General features: G+C 54.8%; 18 protein-coding genes. 5 read left to right on the top strand and 13 right to left on the bottom strand.

The window, feature by feature from the left end; translation table 11 throughout:
* Positions 1 to 2: 2 nt before the first annotated feature.
* The 9 genes from K365_RS0117645 to K365_RS0117605 all read right to left on the bottom strand — a co-directional run bounded on the left by K365_RS0117645 (position 3) and on the right by K365_RS0117605 (position 8764).
* Positions 3 to 770, bottom strand: coding sequence for an ABC transporter ATP-binding protein (locus tag K365_RS0117645; protein WP_024335646.1), 768 nt, complete (start codon positions 768 to 770; stop codon positions 3 to 5).
* A gap of 132 nt (positions 771 to 902) precedes the next feature.
* Complete coding sequence (locus tag K365_RS0117640) at positions 903 to 2060, bottom strand: ABC transporter permease (RefSeq protein ID WP_024335645.1); 1158 nt, start codon at positions 2058 to 2060, stop codon at positions 903 to 905.
* The gene (locus tag K365_RS0117635) at positions 2047 to 2490 is read right to left on the bottom strand and encodes a hypothetical protein (protein ID WP_006966963.1); all 444 of its coding nucleotides are present in this window, start codon (positions 2488 to 2490) and stop codon (positions 2047 to 2049) included. Before K365_RS0117635 ends, K365_RS0117640 begins: the two co-directional genes overlap by 14 nt.
* Before the next feature lie 12 nt (positions 2491 to 2502).
* Positions 2503 to 2973, bottom strand: coding sequence for a DUF2318 domain-containing protein (locus K365_RS0117630; protein ID WP_024335644.1), 471 nt, complete (start codon positions 2971 to 2973; stop codon positions 2503 to 2505).
* Positions 2945 to 3988 carry an ABC transporter ATP-binding protein gene (locus K365_RS0117625; RefSeq protein WP_084490055.1) on the bottom strand — a complete coding sequence of 348 codons (1044 nt, stop codon included), beginning with the start codon at positions 3986 to 3988 and terminating at the stop codon, positions 2945 to 2947. The genes K365_RS0117630 and K365_RS0117625 overlap by 29 nt, the downstream gene beginning before the upstream one ends.
* The gene (locus K365_RS0117620; RefSeq protein WP_024335643.1) at positions 3972 to 5612 is read right to left on the bottom strand and encodes an ABC transporter permease; all 1641 of its coding nucleotides are present in this window, start codon (positions 5610 to 5612) and stop codon (positions 3972 to 3974) included. Before K365_RS0117620 ends, K365_RS0117625 begins: the two co-directional genes overlap by 17 nt.
* The gene (locus K365_RS0117615; protein WP_024335642.1) at positions 5609 to 6610 is read right to left on the bottom strand and encodes an extracellular solute-binding protein; all 1002 of its coding nucleotides are present in this window, start codon (positions 6608 to 6610) and stop codon (positions 5609 to 5611) included. Before K365_RS0117615 ends, K365_RS0117620 begins: the two co-directional genes overlap by 4 nt.
* Before the next feature lie 325 nt (positions 6611 to 6935).
* Positions 6936 to 7796: a hypothetical protein gene (locus K365_RS0117610; RefSeq protein WP_024335641.1), complete on the bottom strand. Its 861-nt coding sequence runs from the start codon at positions 7794 to 7796 to the stop codon at positions 6936 to 6938.
* Positions 7797 to 7813: 17 nt separating this feature from the next.
* Complete coding sequence (locus K365_RS0117605; protein ID WP_024335640.1) at positions 7814 to 8764, bottom strand: YbgA family protein; 951 nt, start codon at positions 8762 to 8764, stop codon at positions 7814 to 7816.
* A gap of 101 nt (positions 8765 to 8865) precedes the next feature.
* On the opposite strand from K365_RS0117605, the gene K365_RS0117600 reads away from it, so the two are divergent.
* Positions 8866 to 9975 (top strand): MBL fold metallo-hydrolase, encoded by a 1110-nt coding sequence (locus K365_RS0117600; RefSeq protein WP_024335639.1) that lies wholly within the window; start codon positions 8866 to 8868, stop codon positions 9973 to 9975.
* A gap of 277 nt (positions 9976 to 10252) precedes the next feature.
* Here the strand turns inward: K365_RS0117600 and K365_RS0117585 are convergent, their stop codons facing one another.
* The 4 genes from K365_RS0117585 to K365_RS0117570 form a co-directional block, all read right to left on the bottom strand.
* The gene (locus K365_RS0117585) at positions 10253 to 10474 is read right to left on the bottom strand and encodes a DUF2281 domain-containing protein (protein ID WP_024335638.1); all 222 of its coding nucleotides are present in this window, start codon (positions 10472 to 10474) and stop codon (positions 10253 to 10255) included.
* Positions 10475 to 10694: 220 nt separating this feature from the next.
* Entirely contained in the window at positions 10695 to 11828 is a 1134-nt protein-coding gene (locus K365_RS0117580; RefSeq protein ID WP_024335637.1) for a lipocalin-like domain-containing protein, read from the bottom strand.
* Between the two features lie 2 nt (positions 11829 to 11830).
* Positions 11831 to 14359 (bottom strand): ABC transporter permease, encoded by a 2529-nt coding sequence (locus K365_RS0117575; protein WP_024335636.1) that lies wholly within the window; start codon positions 14357 to 14359, stop codon positions 11831 to 11833.
* A complete protein-coding gene (locus K365_RS0117570; RefSeq protein WP_024335635.1) occupies positions 14352 to 15053 on the bottom strand; it encodes an ABC transporter ATP-binding protein in 702 nt (233 codons plus the stop codon). Before K365_RS0117570 ends, K365_RS0117575 begins: the two co-directional genes overlap by 8 nt.
* Positions 15054 to 15267: 214 nt before the next feature.
* On the opposite strand from K365_RS0117570, the gene K365_RS0117565 reads away from it, so the two are divergent.
* The 4 genes from K365_RS0117565 to K365_RS0117550 all read left to right on the top strand — a co-directional run bounded on the left by K365_RS0117565 (position 15268) and on the right by K365_RS0117550 (position 18231).
* Positions 15268 to 15741, top strand: coding sequence for a GNAT family N-acetyltransferase (locus tag K365_RS0117565; protein WP_029725493.1), 474 nt, complete (start codon positions 15268 to 15270; stop codon positions 15739 to 15741).
* Positions 15742 to 15790: 49 nt separating this feature from the next.
* A complete protein-coding gene (locus K365_RS0117560; protein WP_024335633.1) occupies positions 15791 to 16858 on the top strand; it encodes an oxidoreductase in 1068 nt (355 codons plus the stop codon).
* A gap of 44 nt (positions 16859 to 16902) precedes the next feature.
* Positions 16903 to 17361, top strand: a complete 459-nt coding sequence (locus K365_RS0117555; protein ID WP_024335632.1) for a ferritin-like domain-containing protein — start codon at positions 16903 to 16905, stop codon at positions 17359 to 17361.
* A gap of 69 nt (positions 17362 to 17430) precedes the next feature.
* Positions 17431 to 18231: a mechanosensitive ion channel family protein gene (locus K365_RS0117550; protein ID WP_024335631.1), complete on the top strand. Its 801-nt coding sequence runs from the start codon at positions 17431 to 17433 to the stop codon at positions 18229 to 18231.
* Positions 18232 to 18295 lie beyond the last annotated feature (64 nt).

Genomic DNA, 18295 nt, shown 5'->3' with positions numbered 1-18295 from the left:
CGTTATAAGTCATCCAGATTCATTTCGAGTTCCGGCTGATCTTTACGCGAATCGGCCGTGGCATTCAATTCATCATCTTCGATTTTTTCCATGCTGATCGTTTCAATCCGGCCGTCTCTGACCCGGACAGACCGGGTGGCATGGCGCTCCATTTCCCGGTTGTGGGTGACCATGATGATGGTATGGCCCTCCCGGTTCAGCTCCTGGAGCAGGGCCATGATCTCCAGGGCGGTCCGGGAATCCAGGTTGCCCGTGGGCTCGTCCGCCAGGATGATGGGGGGCCGGTTCACGATGGCTCTGGCAATCGCCACCCGTTCCTGCTCTCCGCCGGAAAGCTGGTCCGGAAGGCGAAAGGCTTTGTCCGCCAGGCCCACCCGGTCGATCACGGACATGGCCATGTCTCGCTTTTCCTTTGTTTTGCGGCCTGTGACGGCCATGGGAACCGTCACGTTTTCCAGCAGGGTCAGATAGGGAATCAGCTGAAAGGACTGAAAGATAAATCCCAGGTATTCGCTGCGGAAATCGGCCCGCTGCTCGGGTGTCAGCGCATACAGATCCAGGGAGTCCACCCGCACCGTTCCCCGGGTGGGGCGGTTCATGCCGCCCATCACGGACAGGAGGGTGGATTTGCCCGAACCGGACGGTCCCGTGACGGAGACAAACTCCCCGTCGTCAATAAAAAAATCCATATGATCGATGGCGGCCACGCCGGTGCCGCCGGAGTCATACATCTTGTTCAGGCCGTGTATTTCTATCAGATGGTCTGTCATGGGGTGCTCCATTATATATAAAAGTTTTAAGTGTTAAGTTTTAAGTGTTAAGCCGGTGGCGGTGGACGGGCTTCGTGATGGGTTGGGTCCGCCAGGGCATGGGGAGTGACTGGTTTCCGGGATGCGTTCATGTTACAGGGCGCGCAGCGCATCGCTGGGGTCCATCCGGCCGGCCTTGACCGCGGGATACAGGCTGGCCAGAAGGCTTAAGGCCGCTGCCATGAGCAGGCAGATACCGCCGGTCCGGAAGTTGACACCGGCAAACCCGCCCGCCTCCACCACCAGAGGTGTGATACCCCAGGCGGCGATGTTTCCCAGGGCCACACCGGCCATGCCTCCGAAAATTCCCAGAACCAGGGCCTCCAGCAGAATAATCTGCATCACGTGGGTCTGGCGGAAACCGATGGCCCGGAAAATGCCGATCTCCCGGGTCCGTTCATTCACAGACCCCATCATGGTGACCATGACCAGCAGCGCCCCGACCCCCACCACCAGGACCGACACCCCCAGCGAAAACGACTTGAACAGATCGATGGACTGCATCTTGGACATCACGGCCTGTTTCATGGCCGTTACCCGGGCATCAGGGAATTTTTCAGCAATCTGCAGGGTGAGTTCGGTAATGGGGCAGCCCCGGCAGAAAGCGGCAATCTCGACCAGGGACACCTTGCCCGGTTTGCCTAAAACCGCCTGGGCCGCGGTGATGTCGGCAATCACGGCATGGTCTTCTGCCCCGCCCGTGGGCATGAGCACCCCGGACACCTGGAAGGCCCGGCCGCCTGTTTCCATCGGGTCACCCGGCGCCAGACCCAGCACGGATGCCGCCGTTGACCCGAGCAGCACCTGGTCCGCTTTTTCCGGAAAAGCCCCGTGTTTCTGCCACCAGGTTTTCAGGGCCAGTTCCTGGTCAAATATCACCCCCATGAGTAGGACCTGTTTTCCGCCGATGTCGGCCGCTCCCAGGACCTTGGGTGCCACCACCCCGAGATTTTTCGCATTTTTGATGGTGCGGATTTTCGGGATATCGGCCTGGTCGAATTCCCGGACCTCATAGTTGACCCCGCCCACATCGATGCCGCCGTAATTCAGTGACAAAGCTTCGGTTCTGGGCACCATCACGATGTTTGCCCCGAACTGGTCGAGGCGCTCTTCGATCTCCACGGTCATGGTTTCGGTAATGGCCAGCAGGGTGACGATGGTGGAAATGCCGATGATCAGGCCCAGGGCCAGAAAAAGCATTTTGGCCTTGCGCCGCCGGATATTTTTGAAAGAGATGTTATAAAGTTTCATTTTCCAGCTCCTTTTCCGATTCAAGGATGACCATGCGCTGCCTATGGCTCTCCCGGTTCAGCAGGGTGGCATCCAGCCCGTGCCGGGCGAACAGGGCCTCAATGGTCTCCGGGTCGATGCTGCGGCGGTCAAAGGTCACCACCAGCCGGGTGTCATGGGTGTCCAGGGACGTGCCGGACACCCCGGGAAGGGCCGCCACCTGGGTCACCAGGGATCTTGGCCAGGCCTGATGGTGTTCCATTTTAAAAATGGCATCGTCCAGGTGACGGGTCTTGAGGTAGGAGAGCGGACCGGGCAGAAACAAAAAGACCAGACCCGCAAGAATTATGCACGAGACAGCGAAGGTCAGGGTGCCGAAAGACAGCCCCCGTTTTTTGACTCCCAGCACCTTTTCTCTTTTTTCCCGGTATTTTTCCGGATCCCAGGTCATGATCCCTCCTCCCTATTTCTTGAATTCGCAAAGCCAGGCGCTGGCGTTGATCTCGGACATGGCAATCAGGAGCTGATCATTGTTGACCGTGCGTGCCAGCGGGGCCGGGTTGCAGCCGCCCTTCACCTCATTGATGCGGTCCGTGGCAAAGCGCATGCCGCAGTTGGTACAGACCATGGTGCCGCCTTCCTGAACATAGCCTTTGCCCGAACGGTAGCAGACATCGCAGGCATCCACGGCAGCACGGATCACCCCGTCAGGGCTTTTGACCACAAAAAATGTTACCATGATGCCCTTGTCGGATTTGACCCGGTAATAATGGGCCTTGCCGTCGGAGATCTCTTTCAGGGGCAGGGACACATCCCCGTTTTCTGGTTTCACTTTTTCGAATTTTCCCGTGCCGAACCATGCCTGGGCCGGGCCGGCAGCCGTTACGAGCAGAACGGCCAGTAAACTAAACAGTGCATAATATGTCATTTTCATGATTGTTTCTCCTTTTGCTGATGGATATGCCATACCGGTTGCCCGGTTCAAGGGGAATCCGGGAATGGTCTGTGCAGACAATCTGCTCACCGGATGCCAGTTCAAAAATATGCCGACGGCCCGGGCCTCTGAAATGGGATTTTACCAGCAGGGGCCTGCAGTCTGATTGAGGGTCTAACACAACGTCTTCCGGCCGGATGAAAACAGCGGGAGTGTCTGCGTGATGAGTCATGACCGGGTGACCGGGTTCAAGACGGCCCACAGGGGTCACCAGCCCGCCGGAAGGGCAGACCTGTGCCCGGATAAAAGACCCTTCTCCGATAAATCCGGCCACATCTTCTGTGGCCGGATGGTAATACAGATGTTCCGCGCAGTCCCACTGGCAAAGCTTTCCGTGTTTCATCACACCTATTTTATCCGCCATGGCAAATGCCTCATGCTGATTGTGGGTCACCAGAAGCCCGGTGGTGCCGAATTCGTTCAGGATACAGCGCACTTCTTCGGACAGAGATTCCCGAAGGGAGATGTCCAGATTTGAAAACGGCTCGTCCATCAAAAGGAGCCCCGGCCTGGGCGCAAGGGCCCTTGCCAGGGCCACCCGCTGCTGCTGTCCCCCGGACAGCTCATGGGGGTATCTGTTTTCCGACCCCGACAGGCCGGTGATGCCGATCAACTGATGCAGGTCTTTTCTGTTTTTCAGGGCCGGGCCAAAGGCGATGTTTTCCATGACCGTTAAATGGGGGAACAGGGCATAGTCCTGGAACACCATTCCCGTGCCCCTTTTTTCCGGACAGACATTGGTCCGATGGTCAAATACCATTTTCCCATTGATTGCAATCCTGCCCCGGTCCGGGGTTTCAAATCCTGCGATCATGCGCAGCAGCGTGGTCTTGCCGCACCCGCTCGGGCCTAGAAGCGCGCCCAGTTCTCCTTTTTCAACGACAAAAGAGATATCTTCGGCAACGGTGAGTTTCCGGTTGTGTGTTTTATGGATTTGATCAACCTTCAGGCACATGTTGTTTTTTGCTCCTTCCGATAAAAGTGAGAAAACCGACCGGGATCATGCCGGCCAGCACCAGGGTGACCGCCGGGAGGGCCGCGCGTTCCCATTCCCCTTCCGAGGTCAGCTCAAAAATTTTCACGGCCAGGGTGTCCCATCCGAACGGCCTGAGCATCAGTGTCACTGGCATCTCCTTGAAAATTTCCACCAGCACCAGGATGCCGCCGGTCACCATACCTTTTCGGATCAGGGGCAGGTGAATCTTTGACAGCAGGGCCGGGCCGGTGACTTTCATCAGGCGCGCCGCTTCGTCAATAGATGGGGTCAGCCGGGTCATATGACTGGAAACCGGGTTGTAACCCACCGTCAGAAACCGGATCATGTAGCACAGGGGAAGCAGGATCAGGCTGCCCTGGAGAAGCGCGCCCTGCAGTTGAATCCCCAGCATGTCCATGGTTCCGGTCACGCGGCTGTCCAGCCATGCCACCACGTGAATGATGCCCACGGCAAGAACGGTTCCGGGCAGTGCGTACCCGGACAAAGAGAGTTTGGCAGCGATCCCGGTTTTCAGATCGGCCCTGCGCCGTCCTGAATAGGACAGGCTCACGGCCACGGCAAGGGTCACGGCCGTCCCCATCAGTCCTAGAAAAAAGGTGTTGGCAACCAGACGGATATAGTGGGCCCCGAATTCAACGGCAAATGCTTTTGCCGTCCAGATCAGCAGTTGAACCGCCGGTATGACGAACGATACCAGCAGCACCGTGCTGCAGAAAGCCGATGCCAGGAAATGACCTGTACCGTTCAGTCGTTTTCTTGAGACCGGCTGGTGTCCGCCCCGGTTGAAGAACTTTTGTTTGCGGCGCAGCCAGGATTCCGCGGCAACAATCACCAGGACCATCACCACCAGGATGGATGCCAGCTGGGCCGCGGCATTGACGGAAAACAAGCCGTACCAGGCTTTGTAAATACCCGTGGTAAACGTGTCGTAGTTGAACACGGACACTGCACCGAAATCCGCCAGGGTTTCCATGAAAACCAGGATCAGTCCGCCGAAAATCCAGGGTCTGGCCATGGGCAGGGTGACGCGGAACAGGGTAAACATCCGCCCGCCCCCCAGAGACTGGGACGCCTCGACCATGGAACGGCCCATGGACCGGAATCCGGATGAGGCCATCAGAAACACATAGGGAAAAATGGCCAGAGAGATGACCATGATGGCTCCGCCGCCGGACCTGATTTCAGGAAACAATCCGGCAAGATCCGGGGCGTACTCCCTGACAGCGGTTTGAACCGGCCCGGAATAATCCAGCAGCCCGGTATAGATAAACGCCATCACATAGGTGGGTATCGCCAGGGGAAAAATCAGCCATTTTTCAAACAGGCGCCGGCCCCAAAACTCATAAAATGAGGTCAGCCATGCCAGGGAAATTCCTAAAGCGGCCGTGACTGAAACAACTCCGGCCACAAGGATGGCAGTATTTTTCAAAAGCCCGGGCAGCACATACTGCTTCAAATGAGACCAGATGTCAGGGTCGGCATTCATTCCCGAGGCCAGGATAAACAGCACCGGCGACAGGGAAATGGCGGCAATACCCGACGAAACGATGAAGCCGCCCTGATATTTGATGGATGAAATCATTTATACCCTTCAATATCCATGAGCCTGACGGCCCGGGCCTGAAGTTCACCGGCTCTGGCAAGGTTGACAGTGCTTGCCTTGAACGCACCCCATTTCCGGACATCTGCGTGGGGAAGCACGGCCTCGTTCACAGGGTATTCCATGTTTGCGTCGGCAAATAGTTTCTGGGCGTCTTTTTCAGAGAGCCATTCCAGAAACCGGACGGCCTCATCGATATTTTTGGAGTATTTGACAATCCCGGCACCGGATACGTTCACGTGAACCCCGGTATCCGACTGGTCGGCCCAGAAAATGCCCAGGGGAAGATCCGGATTTTGTTTCATGAGGCGGCCGTAATAGTAGGTGTTTACAATTGCGGCATCTCCCTGACCTGCCGCAATTGCCTCCAGTACCTTGGTATCGCTGGAATAGGGGGGCGCGGCAAGGTTGCTTACCCACCCCGACACTATCGACTGGGTTCTGTCTTCCCCCAGGGTCGCGATGAGCATGGCCACCAGGGACTGGTTGTAAACTTTTTTGGAAGTTCTCAGCAGAAGACGGCCCTTCCAGTCTTCGCCGGCCAGGGCTTCATAAGTGCTCAGATCTTCTTTTTTCACCCGGTCCGTATTGTAGACAATGGTCCTGGCTCTAACGGACAACCCGAACCAGCGGTTGTCAGGATCTTTGTAATGATCCGGGATATTTCGGTCCAACACCGGGGATGTGACCGGAACCAGGATCTCTTTTTGCGCCGCATGCCAGAGGTTGCCCGCATCCACAGTCAACAGGATGTCTGCTGCCGTGTTTTCTTTTTCGGAAAGAATCCGCTGGAGCATCACCGGGGCCTTGCCTGTGATATAGGTGATTTTGATCCCCTGCTCTTTTTCATACTTTTCAAACAGATCCTTGACCAGATGTTCCTTTCTGGCGCTGTACACTACCAGTTCATCCGGGGCCGCGACGGCCTGGCCGGAAAAGAAAATGAACAGAAATAAAAGTGCTGTAACTATTTTTGTCATGAATATAACGCTCCTTTAAATTTAATTTAGTACCACGATGTGGCAATTAGATCTCTATTTAAAGAAAAAAGAGGCAGCTGTCAATAAATAAATTAGCCCAGCCGAACAATTCGTCGATTTTTGTGAACAGGTCTTGCAGAAATTGCTTTGCGACGCGGGAAAATATGTCCTGGTTCCCCGGTTTTTTTTCTTTTTGTTAATCCTTGTCCTGTTTATGCGGAGACAGAGTGAACTTCGTTATTGTAACCACACATAAAGGACAGAACCGATGACAAAAGTTGACATCGATTTCAGGGATTCGTGCAGCAGGGGGTGAGGTAGAAAATCAGGCCCCGCCCGCATTGATCAGAAAAATCGCCACGCACGCCATGGCCAGAAACAGGTAATTGGCCGGCCGCAGGGTTTCTTTCCAGAAAACCAGGCTGATCAGGGTGGTGACGGCGATCACGCCTAAGCCCAGTGTGGGATAGGCAATGGCACCGGGCAGGTGGGACAGGGCCAGGACCCAGAAATAAGTGGCCAGGACATTGGTGGTTCCCAAAGCCGTGCCCCAGATCAGGCAGTCTCTGCCGGGCCGTTTCAGGCCTTTGAGCCGGGGCAGGGTGAGGATCAGGGCCGTGCCGAAAATGGTGGCCAGAAACGCTTTGGAATCTGCCCGGGGTGCCAGTTCCGCCTGAATTTTAAAGACAAAATCCGTGATGCCGTATGCGCCGAAAAGCAGCAGGCCCCAGAGGATGCCATGGGCGGTGTTTCTTTGTGAACGTCTGAAACGGATGGGTTCCCGGCTGGCAAGCGGCAGGCACAGGAAAGCCAGAGCGATCCCCAGTGCCTGGAAAAATCCCGTGGTTTCGCTGAAAAAAATCAGGGAGCCCAGGGTGGGAATGGCTGAGGACAGGCGCATCATGGTGGTGGACAATGCCAGGCCTTCCGCTCGGATGGCTTTGTTGAAAAGCCACAGGCACAGCACATACATGACCCCGGTGAATATGCCCAGAAACCAGATGAACAGGGAGTTGTCCCCCAGGGTTTTCCAGGCCCCCCAGGCGATGAGCCCGGCCGTGCATACCACATAGTTGACGGCCAGAAACTGCCACAGATTGACTGTCGGTTTGTTTCCGGCCTTCATGCTCGACGCCACCCCGCTGGAAAAAAGGATGGTCAGAAGCAGAAACAAAAAACCTTGCATAGTGATTCAGATCCAGTTCAAAAATAATTTCTCAGCTTCAGTTCAAACGGATGGGGATTGAGATAGGTCTGGGTTTTGAGCCAGGGATGGTCATATTTCAATACATAGTGTTTGATCAAAGTCAAAGGGACAATCAAAGGCACATACCCGTCCCGGTACTGGTCAAAGCTGGTCAGCAGCTCCTGTTTTTCCGACGGGGTCAGGTCGTTTTTAAAAAAACCCATGGCATGCTGGAGCACATTGATATTTTTTTTGATGGTGGTCATCAGATTCAGGGATTTGAGCAGCAGTCCTTCATAAGTATCCAGCAGTTCATTGAAGTCCTGGTGTTTGCCGCCGGCCACCTGTTTGCCCATCTGCCGGTAAATCTCCTGGCTGTGGGACAGGATCAGCAGTTTGTTGTCCGTGTGAAAGGTCACCAGTTTGCCTAAAGTGGGCCGGTTTTCCAGAAACTGCCGCCAGCGCTGGAGGGTGAAGATATTTTCAATGAAATGTTCCCGCAGCTGGGGATCATTGAGCCGGCCCGCCTCTTCCACGGGAATCCGGGGAAACTTTTCCGTGAAGGCCCGGGCAAACAGTCCGACCCCGTTGTTTTTTATCTTGCCGTTTTCGCCATAGACCTTGATCCGGTAAAGCCCGCTGCTGGGGGATTTGCTTTTGAAAATAAAGCCGCACAGGTTTTGTTTTTCCAGTTCCGGCAGTTTTTTTTCGATCCAGGTCTGCATCTGTCCGGTGTGGTCCTCCCCGGTTTTCCGGGTGATCAGCCGGGGATTTTCCGGATCTCCTTCCAGGCGCAGGGAATTTCTGGGCGTGGGCATGCCGCATTCCACTTCCGGGCACACGGGCACATACTCGCAGAACAGCCCCAGGGTCTGGGTGAGAAACCGGTCGTGGCTGTGGCCCCCGTCATACCGGACAGGGTTGCCCATCAGGCAGGAGCTGATACCGATTTTTATGGGTGACAACATGGATGACATCCTCCCGATACGGTTATGATTGACTTTATCTGTTCCAATATATAGGTTCTGTGACGGAATGAAACCTCTTTTTAAAAGGAAAACTGATTTTTATGAGATCCAGGGATAAAGGGTGTTTCCAGTGTGGGGTTTTGATGATTGCCGGGCTGCTGGTTGGAATGATTTTATCCGGGTGCACGCCAAAGGAAAAACAGACGTTTTCCGAAGAATCCTGGGAAGATCAGGTGGCCCAGACCCGGGTGTCGGGTCTGTATGAGCCCCATGTGGCGGAGGACGGCCGGTTTTTCGCTCCCTGGATGCCCATGCCGGACAAAAGTTTTCTGGATGTGCTGTGGTGGAAACTGTCTTCCAAAACACAGTATTCAGATGAAGAACAGACGTTTCTGCCGGCCGTGCTGCCGGACACGGCAGAGCGCCTCGCACGGACAAAGGGCGATTTTATCCTCTGGGTCGGGCACAACACGTTTCTGGTGCGGGTCAATGATACATACTGGCTCACGGACCCGATGTTCTCTAAACGGGCCCTGGTGCCGGCCCGGGTCACGCCGCCGGCCCTGACGGTGGAAGATGTCAACCGCCTGGTGCCGAAAGTGAATATTCTGATCTCCCATAACCATTATGATCATCTGGACCGGGCCACCATGAAGCAGCTGCCGGCGGATGCCCGGGTGTTTGTGCCCCTGGGGCTGAAACGTCCGGTTGAAAAGATGAACAAAACCGATGTCCGGGAAATGGACTGGTGGGATGAAAAGGACCTGGGCGCCGGAGTGCGGCTGATCTGTCTGCCCGTCCAGCACTGGTCCCAGCGCATCACCCAGGGCCGGAACAAGACCCTGTGGGCCTCCTGGCTGTTGATCACGCCGGATGTCACCCTGTATTTCGGGGGAGATACGGGATATTTCAAGGGATTTGAGGAGATCGGGCGGCGGTTCCCGGATATCGACTATGCGTTCATGGCCACCACGGCCTATCATCCCCGGTGGTTCATGGCCTACAACCACATGAATATTCCTGAAGCGGTCCGGGGGTTTGAAGAACTGGGTGCGAAATATTTCATTCCCACTCAGTGGGGGACGTTTCATCTCGGGGACGAGCCGGCCGGCTACCCCGGCCTGGACCTGGCCCGGTATATCGCGGAAAACCAGGTGGATGCTTCGCGGTTCAAGATCATGGATATCGGTCAGATTCTTGCCATGGATTGAGAATCTGCCCGGACATCATCCGGAAGGCGGTCAGCCGGCATCCTCTGGTTGGCTTCCCGCTATCCAGTTGGCAAGATTAATACGAATCCTCGTGAGACGATCCTTTCCCAGCTTTCCAATGGCCCCCTCCAGCATGTCCTGATGGACAACGGCAAGCCGCGTAGCCCGTATAACACTGGCACGCTTCAAGCCGCTGTTCTTATAATCTCCATCGGATTCAGAAACCAGTTCATCTGTCGCGGAAATAGGAGAAGGATTACCTGGCCTTCTTCAGCCATCAAAAGGTCTCTTTCAGGTCGTCCATGCTGTAGTCACTCGGCTCTTCCTCCATCCCCCGCATAGCACTCTTCAGCGATAAAGTCGACCACTCTTTTGCTTCGTCCCTTGACCTGCGCGACCGGGCTTTTGTCTCCAGATACTCGATGAAATCCAGTACCTCAATTTGTTCCGGTTCCGGCAAATCCCGGACATGATCTGCGATTTTTTGAGAAACGGTCATAGCTGCCCCCAATTATCTTTCTTTTTCTGTCCTGTGAAAAAATATTCGAAACTCCATATTTTCTATATAGTTTAACAAACTTCAACAATTTTGCAATTCTTGTTTTTTTGAAACTTCAGCCATGCAGGCATGGGTCATAATTATTTACAGGTTTAATGATTAGAATTGTATCTGCAAAAATTGCTTTGAAAAACGTTACTTTAAAAGCGTGCGAAGTGTTTCAATAACCGGTCATTTCCAGGTATCCCATGCCCCGGGCATTGTTTCCGGTAAAGCGCATGGCCCCTTCCCAGTAGGCAAAGGCATGGGTATGCTCCTGGTGGTCGATCACCGGGGTCACGTGCAGGTCCAGGTCATGATCCGGGATCTGAATCCGCCATCGGACCGGGTAGCGCGTGCCCGTGTCCGGGCTTTTCCAGTGGCCTGTCGGGGTCAGGGTGAAATCCGATTCCGACAGGATCACACAGGTGCCGTCTGCCAGTGAAATGCTGCCGAAGCTGTATCCGTTCTCAGTGCCGTCGGCTTTCCGGATCCGGCACACCATGAGATCCCGGCCGTCTTCCAGGTGAGCCGAAAACCAGTCCCAACCCTGGATGTTTTCTCCCAGCACCGTGGTGCTCCATTCGTGGTCAAACCAGGAATGGCCCCGGACTTTAAAACGCTCATTTCCCATGCGGATGGTGCCCTGGGTGAGAAGCCGGGGCAGGGAATAATAATACGAAGCATTGCCTTTTCCCGGGCCTTTGGGGGAAAATCCCCCGTCCCCCTGGAAAATGGGGGGCTTGGCCTGCACCAGGGTGAAAGACAGGGAGATGTCATCGGAGGCAGCTTCCAAAGCCAGGCTGGAACCCGGGGTATCGATCTGCTGGACCTGCCAGTTGTCCAGCCACACGGCAAAGGGATCTGACCGGCTGCCGGCAATGCCCAGGCTCTCCCGGTTCATGCGGGAGGTGCTGTAAAACCGCCGGTTTTGGGAGTCCGTGAGTGCCAGATGGGCCAGGTACAGCTGCCGGGTCCGCCATTGAGACGTGCCCGTGACGGGATCACACGACAGTGCCTGGCGGAAAAACGTGAGCTGATATCCGAAATGCCGGCCCGTGTCCGTGGTCAGGTTGCCCGTGTAGTACCACCATTCCGTGCGGAAGGTATCGTGAGGTCCGGCATCCTCGGGAAATGTCAGGGGCCGGGGAGCCATGACCCGGTCAAAGCAGTCCGTGCCCCGGGTTTCAGACAGGGCCTGGGCGATATCGATACGTTCGGAGTCCTCCGGGGTGCAGCCCCAGAAACAAAGGGCTTGCATCAGGAGCAGCACAAGGACAATCATGTGTATGGCAATGATGGACAGACGTTTCATGGCTACTCCATGTGAAGGGCTTCGGAAATCCGGATCCGGCCGGCAGCCAGGGCCGGGAAAATGCCGGCGGCCAAAGCTGCTGCCGATGACAGCACCAGGGCCTGCACCAGAATCCCGGGTGAAAGAATCATGTCATAGGTCCATCCAAAGGTTCGCTGGTTGATCACATGAATCAGGATCCAGGACAACGCAATGCCCAAGGGGATGGCCATGATCCCGGAGAGCAGGCCGTAGAAAAAGCATTCATGGATCAGCAAGCCCCGGACCTGGCCGGGCAGGGTGCCGCAGGCCCTTAGAATACCGATCTCCCGGGTCCGTTCCAGCAGCAGGGCCATGACGGCATTTAAAATACCGGTCAACGCCACGATGGCTGTGAGTACCTGCAGGGCGGACGTGATGACAAAGGTGTTGTCAAACACCGCAAGGATGCTCTGTTTGATATCTGTCCCGGACCGGAGCCGGATCAGCGACCCCGGCGGAATCATCTGTTTGATGGTGTTTATCACGGGGTTGACGGAAATTTCGTTTTCCAGAAACAGCTGCATGGCCGTGATGTCATCATGTCCCCAAAATCGGGCCATGGTCTCCCGGGACATCACCACCCGGCCCCCGCCCATGAAAAAATCCCGGAAAATGCCGGCGATCTGAAAAGATACCGGCCCCTGGCGGGTTTCCAGAACCACGGCCGCGCCTTGTTCCGGCTCCACCTGATGCTGCCGGGCAAAGATTTCCGATACAAAAATCCATCCTTTTTCCAGCAGAGCGTCCAGTTCCGGTTCCGGGGCCGCGGTCCAGGACCACCGGTTTTTGGACTGATTCGACTCATAGGAAAACAGATGCACCTTGCCTGCGGCCCGGGAAAACACGGGATGAATGTTGTAGGCGGACACTGCCGCCACTTCAGGCAGACTTTTTATTTTTTCCACCAGTGCCGGGTCCAGGGACGGGTTTCGTTCATCTGCCGAAGACACATGAACATGGCCCCCGATGTGGTCGTCCACCCACTGGACAATGGATTGCCTGAAACTGCCGGTCATCACCCCGATGCCGATATAGACGGAAGTGACCACCATGAGTGAGGCCATGAGCACGCTGGTCTGGCGCAAAGACCGGGTGATGTTTCTCAACGCCATTTTTATCATGATCCCCAACACACGGGACCCGGCTGCCAGCAATGCCCGGACCAGCAAGCGGATGATCAGCGGTGTCAAAAGGGCGGCCCCGAAAAAAATCATGAACAGGCCGGAAAAATCATACCCGGCATGGTCATGACCCGCTTTCATCAATAATCCGGCGGCGGTGAGAATGATCAGGCCCAGGATGAACAGGCCGGGAATCATCCGCTGGAACCGGTATTCAGACACGGATTTGTGCATCAGGCTCACCGGCCTTGTGCCGGCCGCGGCCAGGGCCGGGAAAAGACCGGCAATCAGGGAGGTCAGCACACCGGCCACCAGTCCCTTGGCAAGGGTGGCACCGGATATCTGGGTCTGACCCACGGTCAGGGTGAAATACATCTCCGACACCGTGGCCGTGACGGCCTGTACGGCGGCTGTGCCCATCAGAATGCCCAGCACCGCCCCGGACACGGCACCGATCACGGCATACAGCATCACTTCCGCCATGACCGTGAAAAAAACCTCGTTCCGGGTGGTGCCCAAAGCCCGGAGGATGGCATGGAGCCGGTGGCGGCGGGAAACGGAAAAAGACACGGTGTTGTAAATCAGAAAAATGCCCATGAACAGGGCCAGCATGGAAAATGCGGTCAAACTGTTTTCAAAGGATCGGGACAGACTCCGCACCGCCTGGTTCTGCTGGTCGGTTTCAACCAGAAACAATCCTTTTTCCAGGTGGTTCTGAATCTCAGCGGCTGTGTCCCGGGAAGGCAGGATCAGATCGATGCGGGTGATGTTCTCTTTCATGTCCAGAATTTCCTGGGCCACGGAAATGTCCGTGACCATCAGGCCTTCCAGAATTAAATTGGATCGTTTGTCCCGGCCTTCCAGAAACCCGGCAAGGGTGACCGTGATCTGCCGGTCCCCCATGGAGATGGTCAAAGGACTGCCGATCTTCAGACCGAATGTGTCGCCAAGGGTTTGGGCGAGAAACACCCCGGATGATCCGGTCATGACATTGGACAGGTCCCGGTTTTCCGACGCCAGGGGCAGGGTCCTGAAATGGGTTTCTGAAAACGGGTCCACCCCCATGAGCGTGAGGACCCGGTCTTCCAGTTCCGGGATCGTCACATGCCGGGAAATCACGGGGGCGGATGCGTGGATGCCCAGCCGGGTCCGGATCATGGTAAAGGTGGTCTGGGGGATGTCCAGATCCGCGCCTAAAATCTGGTGGGTGGACCGGGACACCAGGGCCGTGGTGGACAGGTCAAAGGATTTTTCCACGGATGTTTTTGCAATGTCAATGGCCACGACCCCGGCCACGCCCATGGCAATGCCGAAAATCAGCAGCAGGGTCCGCAGCAGATGGCGCCGGCTGTGGCGCAGGCTGATGCGGATCAGTACCCGGCTAACCATGGGTCTGTCCGGAAGACGTCTGTTTCAAGGGAGTCAGGGTCCGGTCGGCCACGGTAAACATCTGGTCGGCCCAGACGGCCGCATCCGGGCTGTGGGTCACCATGATCAGGGTCTTGTTCTGTTTGCGCACCAGATCTGAAATCATTTCCATGATGGTCCGGCCGGCTTCCTGGTCCAGGTTGCCCGTGGGTTCGTCCGCCAGTACCAGATCCGGATCATTCACCAGGGCTCTGACAATGGCGACCCGCTGCTGCTCTCCGCCGGACAGGGTTTCAGGAAAATCTTGGGCCCGGTCCCAGAGTCCCACCTGTTCCAGCAGGGCCCGGGCCCTTGTCAGGCAGGTTTTTTTGGCTGTTTTGTCCAGCTCCGCGATCAGGGTGACATTCTCCAGGACCGTCAACACGGGAATCAGGTTGAAAAACTGGTAAATGAACCCGATGTGCCGTCGTCTGAACAAAGTCCTGTTTGTGTCGGTCATGGTGTTGATGCACTGGTTGCCCACCAGAATTTTTCCCTGGTCCGGCAGGTCGATACCGGATATCAGATTCAAAAGCGAGCTTTTGCCCACCCCGCTTTTTCCCATGATCATGCAGACGCTGCCCGAGACAAACCGGGCCGATGTCCGGGAAAAGATGGTTCTGCGGGTGCCGCTGTCATCAAAGGATTTATCAATTTCCAGCAGTTGGACGTCCACAAACCCTCCCTTAAGAAAACAGGTGTTGGATTCAAACCCTTAAAAAAAAAGGGCTGTGCCGTTATGACCGGCACTGCCTGCAATCATAAGCTGATTCAGCTTTATACGTCAATGCCCCGGGATTAAAATCCGCCTTAAGCAAATATCCATGGCCTTGCATTGATTGGGTGGATAAGATATCTAAAAAAAAACGATAAAAAAGGGGTATAAGACAATGACAGATGACATCTGCATTGAATGGCAGGTCTGCGGTTTTGAGGAATTGACACCCGGGTTGCTTTATGAACTGCTCAAACTTCGGGTGGATGTGTTTGTGGTGGAGCAGGCCTGTGCTTATCCGGAACTGGACGGCAAAGATCAGCTGGCAGACACCCGGCATCTCATCGGCCGGGTACAGGACGGCAGCCTGGCAGCGTATGCCCGGATACTGGCACCGGGTGTCCGGTTTTCAGACATCAGTTTCGGCCGGGTGGTGGTGGCCCCTTTGTACCGGAAAAAAGGGCTGGGACACTTGTTGATGAAACAGATTCTGGCAGCGGCCGGCCGGCTCTGGCCGGGGTGTCACATCACCATTTCCGCCCAGACATATCTGACGGCATTTTACCGGTCCCACGGATTTGTTCCCGTGTCGGATTCCTATCCGGAAGATGGTATCGATCACATTGACATGACACACAATCCGGTTTAGATTGATGGGACCGACTGAATGATAACTTCATGCAGGGAGGACCCAAAAAATGACATCTCAGTTATTTTCACCGTTCACGATCAAAAATAAAACATTTAAAAACCGCATCGGCGTGGCACCCATGACAAGGATGTCTGCGGCCGGGGACAGCATTCCCAGGGAAGATGTGCTGACATTTTTAAAAACCCGGGCCGAAAACGGGGCCGGTATGGTGTATACCGAAGCCATTGTCACCGATTATGAAAGCGCCCAGGGATATCCCGGCCAGGCCCGGATTTTAAATCAGGTCCAGGTGGATGCCTGGAAAAATGTAACGGATGCGATCCGGAGCCACGGGGCCATGTCCATCTGTCAGGTGTTTCACTGCGGGCGGATGGCCTATGAAGGAATCAATCCGGCCAACCGGGTGATTGCCCCGAGTCCTGTGGCGCCGATGCAGGAAAATCCCATGACGGGCACGGCTTATCCCGTGCCTGAACCCATGTCCCGGTTTGACATGGATCATGTGCTCAACGGGTTTGTGGAAACGGCCAAAGGGGTGGTGGCCGCCGGATTTGACGGCCTGGAACTGCATTGTGCCCATGGCTATCTGCTCAGTCAGTTTCTGTCTTCTTATTCCAACCGGCGAACGGATACTTACGGCGGATCCATGGAAAACCGGTATCGGTTCATCCATGAGGTGATTCAGGCGGTCAAACCGGTCATCCCCGAAGATTGTCTTCTGCTGGTGCGTATTTCCAACTGGGGCATTGCAGATATGGATGTGTCCCTGTTTTCAGACGCATCCGAGTGGCAGACCATGGTCCAATTATTTTCCCGGGAACCCATTGATGCCATTTCCGTTTCAACCTATGATTTTTCTGCGCCCGCCTTTGATACGGGCCGGAATATGGCTCAGATCACCCGGGATGTCACGGATCTGCCGTTGTTGATCTGCGGAAAGATTCATGATCGTAAAACTGCGGAAGATGCGCTGAAAGATGCGGATTTTGTCCTGTCCGGCAAATCCATGCTGCTGAATCCCGACTGGGTGGCGGATATTGAAGCAGATCGAGAACTGCCTTTGTATAAATCTGACGAAGCCGGCGTGGCATACACGACCACCCCGCTTCCCTGACATCAATTCACAGAAAACAAAATGACAATATCAAGGAGGGGGTTATGGAGATTGAACAGTACCGCGACGTGATTGAAAAGGCGATACAAAGTGAGATCGATGCCAGACGGTTTTATGAACAGGTATCTGATCGCATCAAAGACGATTATCTCAAAAAAGTGTTTGCTGAATTTGCTGCAGAAGAAGCTAAACATGAGCAGATCCTGACCGATATTTTAAATCAGAAAAAAGTGGATCCCGCTTATTTTGACTGTGACAAAGATTTTCATGTGTCGGAAACCATTGACATGCCCAAAGTATCAGAAAATATGGATCTCAAGAATGCCATCGGTCTGGCCATGAAAAATGAGGAGATCGCCATGAAAAAATATATGGGCCTGGCGGAAAACTGCACGGATGCCGGGTTGAAAACAATTTTTCTGGATCTGGCGGCCATGGAAAGGGGACACAAACATACCATGGAGGAGAAATTTGTGGACGTGGCCTATCCGGAAGTGTGGTAGGCCTGTCTGGTGAGAATGGATTGTATCCGGTTGTCAAACACATTTTATAAACAGACAAGGAGTTGAGTGGTGGAAAATTACATGGAGCAGATGGTGTTGTTTTTAACCAAATATGGGCTGAATATTATCGGTGCCATAATTATTCTGATTCTGGGCCGGATTGCCGCAGGTATCGGCAGAAGGCTCATTGAGAAGCTCATGGGCCGGTCCAAAGTGGATCCATCCGTGACCTCTTTTTGCGGCAGCCTGGTTTATTTCGGCATTCTGGCATTTACTGTCCTGGCGGCGTTGGCAAAATTCGGCATACAGACGGCCTCGTTCATTGCCGTGATCGGTGCCGCCGGTCTGGCCGTGGGTCTGGCGCTCCAGGGATCTTTGGCCAATTTTGCCGCAGGGGTTCTCATCCTGATCCTGCATCCGTTCAAGACCGGGCATTATATTGAAGCCGGCGGGGTCGCCGGCACGGTCAAGGACATTCAGATGTTTACCACTACGCTGGCCACACCGGACAATATCAAGATTCTGGTGCCCAATGGTAAAATATTAAATGATGTCATTAAAAACATTTCCGGGTATGATACCCGCCGGATCGATCTGGTGATCGGCATCGGGTACGGGTCGGATATTGAAAAAGCCTGGCAGATTCTGGAAAAGATTATTCAATCCGATGATCGTATTTTAAAAGAGCCCGCCTACACCATTGCTGTGTCCGAACTGGCGGATTCCAGCGTGAATTTTGTGGTACGTCCATGGGTGAACAGCGCTGATTACTGGGCCACCCGGTTTGATCTGATCAAAACCATCAAACAGTCGTTTGACGAAAACGACATTGAAATTCCGTTTCCCCAGGTCACCGTGCACAAAGGGTAGACAAAACAAGGGACAGAGAAAAAAAGACAGCTGTCATTGATGTGAAAACATGGGTTACAGCTGT

It is taken from the genome of Desulfotignum balticum DSM 7044 (assembly GCF_000421285.1).
Taxonomy (GTDB): Bacteria; Desulfobacterota; Desulfobacteria; order Desulfobacterales; family Desulfobacteraceae; genus Desulfotignum; species Desulfotignum balticum.
Note: the sequence above shows the minus strand (reverse complement) of the source record. Positions and strands in the feature narration are given on the sequence as shown.